Origin of the sequence: Pseudomonas sp. PA-5-4B (assembly GCF_021606215.1) — a bacterium.
GTDB classification, from domain to species: domain Bacteria; phylum Pseudomonadota; class Gammaproteobacteria; order Pseudomonadales; family Pseudomonadaceae; genus Aquipseudomonas; species Aquipseudomonas edaphica.
Genome location: NZ_WKDB01000006.1, coordinates 55,515 through 67,814, shown reverse-complemented (window position 1 = coordinate 67,814; position 12,300 = coordinate 55,515). Strand labels below are relative to the sequence as shown.

Genomic DNA, 12,300 nt, shown 5'->3' with positions numbered 1-12,300 from the left:
TTTGCGTACAACGGCCCGCTTGCGGGCCGTTGTTGTTTATACTGGCGCACTTTTTTTCGACTTGGACACCTACACCGATGAGCACCCTGCTGGCCCTGGACACCGCGACTGAAGCTTGCTCCGTCGCCTTGCTGCACGATGGCAAGGTAACGAGCCACTACGAGGTGATCCCGCGTCTGCATGCGCAGAAGCTGTTGCCGATGATCAAGCAACTGCTGGAAGAGGCGGGCACCACGCTGTCTGCCGTGGACGCGATTGCTTTCGGGCGTGGCCCGGGCGCCTTTACCGGCGTGCGTATTGCCATTGGTGTGGTGCAGGGCCTGGCCTTTGCGCTGGAGCGCCCGGTGTTGCCGGTGTCCAACCTTGCAGTATTGGCCCAGCGTGCATTGCGTGAACACGGCGCCTCGCAGGTGGCGGCGGCGATTGATGCGCGCATGGATGAAGTGTATTGGGGCTGCTACCGCGAAACCGATGGCGAAATGCGTCTGGTGGGCGTGGAAGCCGCACAGCCTCCGGAATCGTCGGTGTTGCCTGCTGATGCCAGCGGCGAGTGGTTCGGCGCCGGCACTGGCTGGGGTTACGGTGAGCGTATCGACGTAAAACTGGCTGGCCAGGATGCAACAATGTTGCCGCATGCCGAAGACTTGCTGACCCTGGCGCGCTTTGCTTTCGAGCGCGGCGAAGCGATTCCGGCCGACCAGGCTGCACCGGTTTACCTGCGCGATAAAGTTGCGCAAACCAAGGCTGAGCGCGGCCTTTAAGTGTGGCGAGGGAGCTTGCTCCCGTCGGGCCGCGAAGCGGCCCCGCTGTTAATAGATCGGGGCTGCTGCGCAGTCCAACGGGAGCAAGCTCCCTCGCCACAGTAAGTGCAGCGCACCGGCAAAAATCCCCAATCGTCAGAATTTGCCTCGGTTTGTAAACCTTTTACAAATTATGTGTTCTAGTTATCACCAGAGCATTTGCGCGCTACGGAAAGTGCCGCTAAATTGCCATCATTGATACCGAGTCTGCATGTATGCGTATAGACGGCTTTTCCTCACAGTCCTACCCACTCAAGCGTAAGCCGCGCAAGGCGAACGTCACGGTAGACGAGTCCGTCGAAGATTCGCCGGACTTCATCGAGGTTCAGTCAGAGTCGCAACCCAGTGCCCAAGGTTCTGGCGCTGCACGCATCAGTGGCCTTCCTGCCCGTCAGCAAGACATGGTCTTCCCCCGTTCCATGAGCAAAAGCGTCGCCACCGCGCTGGCCAGCTACCTGACCACCGCCGGCTTTGTCGAATGGGATATGGAAGTGCTGGGTCTCGACATCCACATCTGATGCGCCTGCCTTACTACATCGGCTGCCCGTCCTGGAGTGAAAACGCCTGGCGCGAGTACCTGTACCCGGCCGATGCCCGTTCCAGCGACTACCTTGCCCTGTATTCCCAGGTCTTTAACGCCGTTGAAGGCAACACCACCTTTTATGCCCGCCCCTCGGCCGCCACGGTGCAGCGCTGGGCTGAAATCATGCCTGAGGGTTTTCGTTTCACCGCCAAATTCCCCGGAGATATCAGCCACGGCGGCGACTTGCGCGAGCAATTGCCGGCAGCGGAAAGTTTTGTCGGCTTGATGAGCCCTTTGGGCGAGCGGGTTTCGCCGCTGTGGTTGCAATTGTCGGCGAGCTTTTCGCCGCAACGCCTGGGCGAACTGGCGGGTTTCATTGACGGCCTGGAACGCCCGCTGGCCGTGGAAGTGCGTCACCCTGAGTTCTTCGCCAAGGGCGATGCCGAGCGCAGGCTCAACCGCCTGTTGCGCGACCGTGGCGTGGAGCGTATTTGCCTCGATCCACGTGCGCTGTTCAGTTGCACTTCAACGTCGGCGGCCGTGCTGCACGCCCAATCGAAAAAGCCCAAGGTACCAACACGGCCGGCGGCGCTGACTCTATTTCCCCAGGTGCGCTTCATCGGCCATCCGGAACTGGAGGCCAATGACCCGTTCCTGGTCCCGTGGGTAGAAAAAATTGCTGGCTGGATCGAAGAGGGGCGCACGCCTTATGTGTTCCTGCACACCTCGGATAACCGCCTCGCCGCGCAACTGGCGCTGCGCTTTCACCAACAGTTGATGCTGCGTTTGCCGGGGTTGCCAGCGCTGCCAACCTTGCATCGGGAACCCGCAGCGGAGCAACTGGGGTTACTCTAGGGCTCCTTTTTCCGACAGGAGTCAGCCATGGATGCCCAAACCCTTCGCGCCGAAACCTTCAAGGCCTTGCATGAGCGTGACCGCGCATTCGTGATGCCCAACCCGTGGGACGCCGGCTCCGCCATCATGCTCGCCAGCCTGGGTTTTGAGGCGTTGGCCACGACCAGTGCGGGCTATGCGTTCAGCCTCGGGCGACCGGATGCGGAAGGCGCATTATCCCTTGAAGACACCTTGGCCAATGCGTCATCGATCGTGCGGGCCACTGCGCTGCCGGTGGCGGCTGACCTGGAGAACGGCTTCAGCGACACCCCCGAAGGCTGCGCCCAGACCATCCTGCGCGCCGCGGCCAGCGGTATTGTGGGTGGCTCTATCGAAGACGCCACGGGCATTGCGGTCGACCCGATCTATCCGTTTGACCTGTCGGTGGAGCGCGTGGAAGCCGCCGTCGCCGCTGCCCGCAGCTTGCCATTTGCCTTTACGCTCACCGCCCGTGCAGAAAACCTCCTGCATGGTCGCCTGGATTTGCCTGACACTATTCGCCGCCTGCAAGCCTACGCCGAAGCCGGGGCGGACGTGCTCTACGCTCCCGCCTTGCGCAGTGCCGAAGAAGTGCTCGCGGTGGTCAAGGCGGTGGCGCCCAAACCGGTAAATGTACTGATGTCCGGTGGTTTGAACCTGAGCGTGGCGCAGTTGAGCGAAATGGGTGTGCGCCGCATCAGTGTCGGCTCAGCCATGGCGCTGGCGGCGTATGGCGAGTTCTATCGGGCGGCGCAGGAGGTGTATGAGCTGGGCACTTTTACCTTCACTGAACGCAAGATGCCGTTCAGCCAGGCCAACGGTTTTTTCAAAGACTGAATCAGGCCGCCAGGCGCAGGTTGTTGAGGACCAGCGGGCGCGCCCAGTGATAATCGAAGTCCAGCGCCTTCTGTTGCGCCACCAGCTCCTCGGCCGGGTAAGGCGTGGCAGGCGGTGGCAGCAGGTCCAGTTCGAATTCGGCAATCGGCAGGTGCAGCGGCTGGGGCTGCGGCGCCGGGCCAGGCTCAGGCGGCGGGTTGCCGGCATTGAGCACAATCGGGCGGACCCAGCCGCTTTCGAAGTTTTGCTGGCGCTGCTGGGCGATGATTTCTTCTGCCGGAAACGGCGTGGCAGGCGGCGGCAGCAGCTCGGTTTCAAATTCGGCGATGGGCAGGAACAGCGGCTCCGGCGGGGCGACCTCGGTGTCGTGTACGTCGCATTCACGCTGGGTGAGGATCTGTGACAACAGGTCGGCGCCTTCGCTGGGTTCTACCGCCGGGTCCCTCGGCGCCGGGGCTTTGGCCGCCAGCGCACCCGGCGTATCGCCAAGCTGCTCGGCCAACGCACGGGCGAAGAAGTCCTGCCACACATGGCTCACCCCAGCCAGCGCTTGAGTATTGCGCAGGCCGTAGTGGTTGTGGGTCGGCAGTACACCGATGGTTAGGGGAAGAATGTCTGACATTTTTCTCGGTCGACGCTCAGCTCTGGCAAAATACCTGACTGTTGTTTTTATCGGCCGTTGTTTGCCGATCCTTAATATTTTTGAGCGTAGCGATTGATGAGCGAACAACCAGCGGCCAGCCGCATTCGGGTCGAGGCTTTGGCCGACGGTTTCAAGGCCCGCGCCGAGCACTGGGCCGCGCAGCTTGGCCTGCCTTTGCAGCTGGAGGAGGCGGACTTTTCCCTGCAAGTCGGGGAACACGGCCTGCAACTGCAACAGCTCGGGCCTGACGCTCCGGGGCCGGTGCGCGTGGACTTCGTCGAAGGCGGCGCGGCGCATCGGCGTCTCTACGGCGGTGGCAGCGGGCAGATGATCGCCAAGGCGGTCGGTGTTGCCCAAGGCGTGCGCCCACGGGTGCTGGACGCTACGGCGGGCTTGGGCAAGGACGCGTTCGTACTCGCCAGCCTGGGCTGCGAGATGAGCCTGATCGAGCGTCAGCCGTTGATCGGCGCCTTGCTCGAAGACGGCCTGGCCCGTGGTGCGGACGACTTTGAAGTGGCGCCGATTGTGGCGCGCATGCAGTTGCTCAAAGGCAACTCGATCGAGGTGATGCGCAACTGGGAGGGCGAGCCGCCGCAGGTGATCTACCTGGACCCGATGTTCCCGCACCGTGAGAAAACGGCGCTGGTTAAGAAGGAAATGCGCCTGTTTCGCCCATTAGTGGGTGATGATCCGGACGCACCGGCCTTACTCGCTGCCGCCTTGGCGTTGGCCAGCCACCGCGTGGTGGTCAAGCGCCCGCGCAAGGCGCCGTGCATTGACGGGCCCAAACCGAGCCATGCGTTGGATGGAAAGTCCAGCCGGTATGACATCTATCCAAAGAAAGCGCTCAAGTCCTGAATCATTGTTGTTCTATCGGGCCTCATCGCAGGCAAGCCAGCTCCCACCTTTTGATTTGCAAACACAGTCAAAGGTGGGAGCTGGCTTGCCTGCGATAGTGCCCGATCAGGCAGCTCAAACCCTCAAGGCCGATACGCCCGCATAAACAACCCCACCACCTCCTGCACATGCGCTTCGGCAGCTTCTTCACTCAACTGCCCGCCACACCCATACAACAAGCAGAAATTTGCCGTGCCCTTGAGCAGGCAAAAGAAGTGCTCAGCCGCCGTAAATGGTTTGTCGATGCTCAAGGCGCCGCTCTGGTCAATGCGGCTGAGCAGGCGCTCCATGCCTTGCAGCATGCGCATAGGCCCGGCTTCAAAGAAGATCTGCGAGAGTTTCACGTCCTGGTTGCCGGTGGTCATCATCAGGCGGTGCAGGTTCACCGATTCTTCGCTGTTGATCAGCCGATGAAAGCCGCGCGCGATGTTCAGCAGTACGGTGTGCACCGGCATGCCCTCGGGCAACTCGAAATACATCACCGGCAACTGCTCCTCGCACTTGGCCACGACGGCGGCGGTGAACAAGGTCTCTTTATCCGTGAAGTGGCTGTAGACCGTCAGTTTTGACACGCCGGCCTCAAGGGCCACGGCATCCATGCTGGTGCTGGCGTAGCCATTGCTCAAAAACAGGATTTTGGCTGCTTCGAGGATTGCCTGGCGTTTTGCCATGTCCTTGGGACGCCCGGGGCTATTGGTGTTTACAGGATTGTCGGACATTTTCACCTTTAATACTGGACTGGTGAGTTTGGTATTAATAACATACCGGCCAGTATAATTATTCCTAGCTCCATTTGCGAAAGGTCCTTCAGCATGCGCAGTACTTTCCTGCCCCTTGCGTTGCCTGTCAGCCTGATCTTCCTGTTGACCGCCTGCGGTCATGAAGAAGCGGCCCAAACCACCATCCGCCCGGCCATGGTGGTGCAACCGCAGCCGTCGGCGCTGGCGATGGACAGTTTTCCGGGGGAAGTACGCGCCCGTTATGAGCCGGACCTGGCCTTTCGCATCGGCGGCAAAGTCAGTAAGCGCCTGGTGGAGGAGGGCGAGCGGGTCAAGGCCAACCAACCATTGGCAGAGCTCGACCCACAGGACGTGCGCCTGCAACTGGAAGCCACCCGCGCCCAGGTTGCCGCCGCCGAAGCCAACCTGAGCCTGGTGCGCGCCGAACGCGACCGCTACAAGACCCTGATGGACCGTCAGATGGTCAGCCGCTCGCAGTACGACAATTCCGAAAACCTCTACCGAGCAGGTGTTGCACGTCTTAAGCAGATCAAGGCCGAGTTCGACGTATCGAGCAACCAGGCCGGCTATGCCGTGCTGCGTGCGCCCCAGGACGGTGTAGTGGCCAAGCGTGCGGTGGAAGTCGGCCAAGTGGTGGCCGCCGGCCAAACGGTGTTTACCCTGGCCACCGATGGCGAGCGCGAAGTGTTGATCAGCCTGCCCGAGCAAGGGTTTGGCCGCTTCAAGATCGGCCAACCGGTATCGGTGGAGTTGTGGAGCCAGCCCGACCAACGTTTTGCCGGGCGCATTCGTGAGCTCTCACCGGCAGCCGACCCAAAATCCCGCACCTTCGCTGCGCGCGTTGCCTTCACCGGCGGCAAAGTCCCCGCCGAGTTGGGCCAGAGCGCCCGCGTCTTCATCCAGGCTGATGGGATCGTCCCACTGTCAGTGCCGCTGTCGGCCCTGAGCGCGGAGAACGGTGCGTCCTACGTCTGGCGGGTACAGCCGGACAACACGCTCAAACGAACGCCGGTGCGCATCGGTGCTTTCGGTGAAAAAACCGTGCCGGTGCTTGAAGGCTTGGCCCCCACCGATTGGGTGATCGCGGCGGGTGTGCATGTGCTCCATGAGGGCCAGCAAGTGCGCCCGGTGGATCGCGCCAACCGAGTAGTGAATCTGGCGGCCAAGGAGTAGTCCCCGATGGGTTTCAATCTTTCCGAATGGGCGTTGCGTAATCGCCAGATCGTACTGTTCCTGATGATCCTGCTGGCAGTGGTCGGCACGTTGTCCTACACCAAGCTGGGGCAAAGTGAAGACCCGCCGTTTACCTTCAAGGCCATGGTCATCAAGACCAACTGGCCGGGCGCCACGGCCCAGGAAGTTTCGCGCCAAGTCACCGAACGTATCGAGAAGAAGCTGATGGAGACGGGCGAGTACGAGCGCATTGTCTCGTTCTCCCGGCCCGGTGAGTCCCAGGTCACCTTCATGGCCCGCGATTCGATGCACTCGGCACAAATCCCGGAGCTGTGGTACCAGGTGCGCAAGAAGATCAGCGATATTCGCCAGACCTTGCCGCCGGATATCCAGGGGCCGTTTTTCAACGATGAATTCGGCACCACCTTCGGCAATATCTACGCCCTGACCGGTGACGGTTTTGACTACGCGGTGCTCAAGGACTACGCCGACCGCATCCAGATTCAACTGCAACGCGTGCCGGATGTGGGCAAGGTCGAGTTACTGGGCCTGCAGGACGAGAAGATCTGGATCGAACTGTCCAACCTCAAGCTCGCCACCCTCGGCCTGCCATTGGCTGCAGTGCAGCAGGCACTGCAGGAGCAGAACGCCGTCTCCACCGCCGGTTTCTTTGAAACCCCGACGGAACGCGTGCAACTGCGCGTCTCGGGTAACTTCAAAACGGTCGATGAGATCCGTAACTTCCCGATTCGCGTAGGTGACCGCACCTTCCGCATCGGTGATGTGGCGCAAATCCATCGCGGCTTCAACGACCCACCGGCGCCGCGCATGCGCTATATGGGCGCGGACGCCATCGGCCTGGCCGTGGCGATGCGTGACGGCGGCGACATTCTGGTACTGGGCAAGGCCCTTGAAGGCGAATTCGCACGCCTGCAGAAGAACCTTCCGGCAGGCATGGAACTGCGCAAGGTCTCGGACCAACCGGCCGCGGTGAAAACCAGCGTCGGTGAATTCGTCCAGGTACTCGCTGAAGCCTTGGCCATCGTGCTGCTGGTGAGCTTCTTCTCCCTTGGTGTACGCACCGGCATGGTGGTCGCCCTGGCGATTCCGCTGGTACTGGCGATGACTTTTGCGACCATGTATTACCTGGGCATCGGCCTGCACAAAATCTCCCTCGGTGCCTTGGTGTTGGCCCTGGGCTTGTTGGTGGACGATGCGATCATCGCCGTGGAAATGATGGCGATCAAAATGGAGCAGGGCTACGACCGGCTCAAGGCCGCGAGTTTTGCCTGGACCAGCACCGCGTTCCCGATGCTCACCGGCACATTGATCACCGCCGCAGGTTTCCTGCCGATTGCCACCGCGCAATCGAGTACCGGTGAATACACCCGTTCGATTTTCCAAGTGGTGACCATTGCCCTGCTGGCCTCGTGGGTTGCGGCGGTGGTGTTTGTGCCGTACCTGGGGGAAAAGCTCCTGCCGGACCTGGCGAAGATTCATGCGGCCAAACACGGCACCGATGGGCCTGATCCCTACGGCACGCCGTTCTATCAACGTGTAAGACGCTTGGTCGAATGGTGTGTGCGTCGGCGCAAAACCGTGATCGTGTTGACCTTGTTGTTGTTTATCGGCTCGGTGGCGCTGTTCCGTTTTGTGCCACAGCAGTTCTTCCCGGCCTCCGGCCGACTGGAGTTGATGGTCGACCTGAAACTGGCTGAAGGTGCCTCGCTGAGCAACACCGCCGACCAGGTCAAGCGCCTGGAAGCCTTGCTCAAGGAACATGCTGGCATCGACAACTATGTGGCCTATGTGGGCACCGGTTCGCCGCGCTTCTACCTGCCGCTGGACCAACAACTGCCGGCCGCCAGCTTTGCGCAGTTTGTGGTACTGGCCAAAACCATCGAGGAACGCGAAAGCCTGCGCACCTGGCTGATCGAGACCCTTAACGAACAATTCCCCGACCTGCGTTCACGCGTCACGCGCCTGGAAAACGGCCCGCCCGTGGGCTACCCGGTGCAGTTTCGCGTGACCGGCGAGCACATCGAAGAAGTCCGTGCCCTGGCGCGCAAGGTCGCGGCCAAGGTTCGCGAAAATACCCACGTGGTCAACGTGCACCTGGACTGGGAGGAACCGAGCAAGATCGTCTACCTGAATATCGACCAGGACCGTGCCCGTGCGCTGGGCGTCAGCACTGCCAACCTGTCGAAGTTCCTGCAAAGTTCCTTGACCGGCTCCAGCGTCAGCCAGTACCGCGAGGACAACGAGTTGATCGAGATCCTGCTACGCGGCACCGTGCATGAACGTACCGAGTTGTCGCTGCTGCCGAGCCTGGCGGTGCCGACCGACAACGGCAAAAGCGTAGCGCTGTCGCAGATTGCGACCCTCGAATATGGCTTTGAAGAAGGCATCATCTGGCACCGCAATCGCCTGCCGACGGTGACCGTGCGTGCCGATATCTACGGCAAGGAACAACCGGCAACCTTGGTCCAGCAGATCCTGCCGACCCTGGAAGGCGTGCGCGCCGAACTGCCGGACGGCTACCTGCTCGAAGTGGGCGGCACCGTCGAGGATTCGGCCCGTGGCCAGAACTCGGTCAAGGCCGGCGTGCCGCTGTTTATCGTGGTAGTGCTGACCTTGCTGATGCTGCAACTGCGCAGTTTCTCACGCACTGCAATGGTGTTTCTGACGGCGCCGCTGGGCTTGATCGGCGTGACCTTGTTCCTGCTGGTGTTCCGCCAGCCCTTCGGCTTTGTTGCCATGCTCGGCACCATCGCGCTGTCGGGCATGATCATGCGTAACTCGGTGATCCTGGTGGACCAGATTGAACAAGACATCAAGGCGGGACTGGCGCCCTGGCAGGCGATCATCGAAGCCACCGTCCGACGCTTTCGCCCGATTGTGCTGACGGCGCTTGCGGCGGTATTGGCAATGATTCCGCTGTCGCGCAGCGTGTTCTTCGGGCCGATGGCGGTGGCAATCATGGGCGGGTTGATTGTGGCGACCGCGTTGACGTTATTGTTCTTGCCAGCCCTGTATGCGGCATGGTTTCGCATTAAGAAGGAGGCGCACTAGTTCATAACGGGAGGCGTGAAGGCGTATCGATAGTATTGACGGGTGTGGGAAAAGCCTGAAATTCGATAACTGCTGTTTAAGCCTGAATGTCTCCCACTTGTTTATTTAGAATGTTGGCAGTTTCTTCTCGACGGTTTTTATAATGGAGGTGTTGGTGTCGGCCAATGGCGTTATTTTTTGCAAGGTTTGATCAAGGTGGTTAACGGAGTGTGTGTACAGATGGCAGACGAAACTGTCTTCCCCGGTGATCTTGTAACAGACAATACATTCAGGCATGTCTGACAGTAGCTGCTCCACTGTTTGAAAATTTCCCGTCAGCGGTTTTACCCGCACCAGTGCCTGCAGCGCAAACCCCAGTGCCTGTGCGTCCAACGCTACGCTGAACCCACTTATAACCCCTGCCACTTCCAGGCGTTTGAGACGCTCGCTGCAACCAGGAGCGGACAATCCCACCTGCCGGCTGAGCGCGCGGATAGAGGCACGGGCATTCTGATGCAGGGCGACCAGCAGCGCGCGATCAATGGCATCGAGTGTCTGATCGTTTTTTGTAAGCCTTTTCATTAGATGGACCTTACGAACATTGATGAAATAGCGTGAAAATCTTACATACCACAGATTCCTGACAAAAGAATGGATTTTTAAAAGGTTTCCATCTATTTTTTATTCTTGAATGTGCGAATTACAGCTGCGTTCAAAAGTTACCGCCGGCTAAACGATGCGGCTGTGTTTGAGTGAGTGTTTTTAACTTGCTATAAATTTTATTGAATGGGTGTATGAAAGTGTAAAGCGGTCCAGTGCGTGGTGTTTGTGAGGGGTGCTAACGTCGAGTTACAACTACAAGGCGGTGCGGTTTCATTAAGTTTTGAATAAAGCTACCGAGGCGCTTCACATGTTTGATGTCACGCTAAGTGTTTACCAGGCGATATTCACCTTTACTCTCGCAGCTATCGCCTTACTGGCCAGCCCCGGCCCTGCCACCCTGGCGCTGGCAGCCAGCGGCGCGGCGTATGGCATGCAACGCTCGTTTCAGTTTTTTGTCGGGATCACCCTGGGTTTAGTGATTGCCATGGCGTTGGTTGTTTCTGGGCTGTATGTGGTCTTGCACAGCTTTCCCGGGTTGGCGGTGGCACTGACGATCATCTCCATTGTTTATATTTTTTGGTTGGCTTACCGCATTGGTACGGCACCGCCCATTCAGGATCAGCAAGCCGTGGTCACGCCGGGCTGGGGTGCCGGTTTTGTGCTGGGGGTTGCGAATATCAAGGCGTATGCCGCGTTTGCAGCGTTACTGGGCAGTTTCACCTTGGGCACGACGACGGGCTGGGAGCAGGGCACAAAAGCGCTTATTTGTTTATTGGTTTGCGTGGTATTCGATTTTTTGTGGCTTTTTGCAGGCAGCCGGATGCGCAAGTTGTTCATCCACCCCGTTTGGAGTCGACGACTTAACGTAAGCTTCGCGATTTTGATGGTTGTGACGGTCGCCTGGTCATTCACGCTGACGTAGTAGCACTGACTCACATCCTGATGCAAACAGGCGTCTGCGCCTTTGGAACGTTTGCCTTTTTTTACTCCACTCAGAATTGCCTGATGGACCGGCGCAGGTTTGGACTTCCCTGAGTTGGCAGTCCGACCTATTCAATGAGTTTATGGAGAGTTACATGGCTTTTTTTGATGCTGTAATTGCTTTCAAAAGTGCGCTGCTCGGAGCCCTGTTGGGCAATAATGCACCGCGCAACAATTTTGGAAATGGGTATAGGTCGGGGCACGCAACAAACAATCACCACTATCCCCAACATCGTCCTCATACAGTCCGGCCGAACGTGGGCCACACCTATCCAACCCAGACGAACCATGGCAGACCGTATCCACAGCAACCCGTGGTCTACCAGCAGCCTTCACCCTACAGGCCTACTTACCCGCTTTTTACGCTGAATCGTTAATGGGCTTGGCCTGAAACAACTGCGCCAAGGCCCGTGGTTAGCGGTCTTGGCGCAGTGGGTCCAGTGTGTTTGAGAAGCTTATAGTGCCCCAAACACCTTCTTGGCCAAGCTGGTGGCCGCGGCCGCCGGGTTTTTGCGAATGGTTTCTTCCTGCTGCGCGATCATCTTGAACAAGCCGTCCAGCGCCTGTTCGGTCACGTAGTTTTCAACGTTGGCACTTTTGGCATCCACTGCGCCAAATGCTGCCGCCTTGCCGGCCAGGGCGTTGTACTGTTGCGCAACCCCAACCTTGTCGGTAGCGGCCTTGACGATCGGCAGGAACTTGGCGCGGATCTGCTCGCGGCTGCTTTTGTTCAAGTACTGCGTCGCCGAGTCCTGGCCGCCGCTGAGAATGCCCTTGGCGTCAGTCACGCTCATGTTTTTGACGGCATTGACCAGGATCGGTTGCGCCTGGGTCACGGCCGTTTCGGCGGCCTTGTTCATGCTGGTTTCCAGCTGCGTGACCTGGTCGCCCATGCCGAACATCTTCAGCTTGTCGGCGACTTTGCCGAGTTTGCCTGGCAAGCCGATCTTCACTTCGGGGTTGTTGCTGAAGCCACCGGGCACGCCCAGTTGTTTCACGGCGATCTGGGCGCCTTGGGTCAGGGCGTCTTTGAGACCGCCGCTGGCGTCGCCCTGGGACAGGCTGCCAAGGTCCAGGGCCATGGCGTTGGCACCGAGCAGCAAGCCGGCACACAGGGCAGTGAGGCGAAGAGAGTGACGGAGCATGAGCGCTTCCTTATGTTCGGGCTTATGGACTGGA

Annotated in this window: 12 protein-coding genes; 8 read left to right on the top strand and 4 right to left on the bottom strand. The window is 59.5% G+C overall.

From position 1 onward, the window contains the following. Positions 1-77 precede the first annotated feature (77 nt). From tsaB to GIW28_RS05005, 4 genes are all read left to right on the top strand, one after another. The gene (gene tsaB / locus GIW28_RS05020; RefSeq protein ID WP_236447259.1) at positions 78-761 is read left to right on the top strand and encodes a tRNA (adenosine(37)-N6)-threonylcarbamoyltransferase complex dimerization subunit type 1 TsaB; all 684 of its coding nucleotides are present in this window, start codon (positions 78-80) and stop codon (positions 759-761) included. A 254-nt stretch (positions 762-1,015) separates the two neighbouring features. Next, complete coding sequence (locus tag GIW28_RS05015) at positions 1,016-1,318, top strand: hypothetical protein (RefSeq protein ID WP_017137114.1); 303 nt, start codon at positions 1,016-1,018, stop codon at positions 1,316-1,318. After that, the gene (locus GIW28_RS05010; protein WP_236445865.1) at positions 1,318-2,178 is read left to right on the top strand and encodes a DUF72 domain-containing protein; all 861 of its coding nucleotides are present in this window, start codon (positions 1,318-1,320) and stop codon (positions 2,176-2,178) included. The genes GIW28_RS05015 and GIW28_RS05010 overlap by 1 nt, the downstream gene beginning before the upstream one ends. Positions 2,179-2,205: 27 nt before the next feature. Further along, on the top strand, positions 2,206-3,033 hold the full coding sequence (locus GIW28_RS05005) for an isocitrate lyase/PEP mutase family protein (RefSeq protein ID WP_099548544.1): 828 nt from the start codon (positions 2,206-2,208) through the stop codon (positions 3,031-3,033). 1 nt (position 3,034) lies between these two features. Here the strand turns inward: GIW28_RS05005 and GIW28_RS05000 are convergent, their stop codons facing one another. Then, complete coding sequence (locus GIW28_RS05000) at positions 3,035-3,655, bottom strand: energy transducer TonB (RefSeq protein WP_138451325.1); 621 nt, start codon at positions 3,653-3,655, stop codon at positions 3,035-3,037. Positions 3,656-3,751: 96 nt separating this feature from the next. Between GIW28_RS05000 and GIW28_RS04995 the strand changes: the two genes are divergently transcribed. Further along, positions 3,752-4,534, top strand: coding sequence for a class I SAM-dependent methyltransferase (locus tag GIW28_RS04995; protein ID WP_017137118.1), 783 nt, complete (start codon positions 3,752-3,754; stop codon positions 4,532-4,534). A gap of 122 nt (positions 4,535-4,656) precedes the next feature. On the opposite strand, the gene GIW28_RS04990 is transcribed toward GIW28_RS04995, so the two are convergent. Continuing rightward, positions 4,657-5,292 (bottom strand): TetR/AcrR family transcriptional regulator, encoded by a 636-nt coding sequence (locus tag GIW28_RS04990; RefSeq protein ID WP_017137119.1) that lies wholly within the window; start codon positions 5,290-5,292, stop codon positions 4,657-4,659. A 93-nt stretch (positions 5,293-5,385) separates the two neighbouring features. Here GIW28_RS04990 and GIW28_RS04985 point away from each other — a divergent pair, with 93 nt between their 5' ends. Beyond that, positions 5,386-6,486, top strand: coding sequence for an efflux RND transporter periplasmic adaptor subunit (locus GIW28_RS04985; protein ID WP_176991287.1), 1,101 nt, complete (start codon positions 5,386-5,388; stop codon positions 6,484-6,486). Between the two features lie 6 nt (positions 6,487-6,492). Beyond that, complete coding sequence (locus GIW28_RS04980) at positions 6,493-9,558, top strand: efflux RND transporter permease subunit (RefSeq protein ID WP_138453031.1); 3,066 nt, start codon at positions 6,493-6,495, stop codon at positions 9,556-9,558. Between the two features lie 105 nt (positions 9,559-9,663). On the opposite strand, the gene GIW28_RS04975 is transcribed toward GIW28_RS04980, so the two are convergent. Next, the gene (locus GIW28_RS04975; protein WP_236445863.1) at positions 9,664-10,119 is read right to left on the bottom strand and encodes an Lrp/AsnC family transcriptional regulator; all 456 of its coding nucleotides are present in this window, start codon (positions 10,117-10,119) and stop codon (positions 9,664-9,666) included. Positions 10,120-10,447: 328 nt separating this feature from the next. Here GIW28_RS04975 and GIW28_RS04970 point away from each other — a divergent pair, with 328 nt between their 5' ends. After that, on the top strand, positions 10,448-11,062 hold the full coding sequence (locus GIW28_RS04970; RefSeq protein ID WP_236445861.1) for a LysE family translocator: 615 nt from the start codon (positions 10,448-10,450) through the stop codon (positions 11,060-11,062). 514 nt (positions 11,063-11,576) lie between these two features. Here the strand turns inward: GIW28_RS04970 and GIW28_RS04965 are convergent. Then, entirely contained in the window at positions 11,577-12,266 is a 690-nt protein-coding gene (locus GIW28_RS04965; protein ID WP_017137124.1) for a DUF4197 domain-containing protein, read from the bottom strand. Positions 12,267-12,300 lie beyond the last annotated feature (34 nt).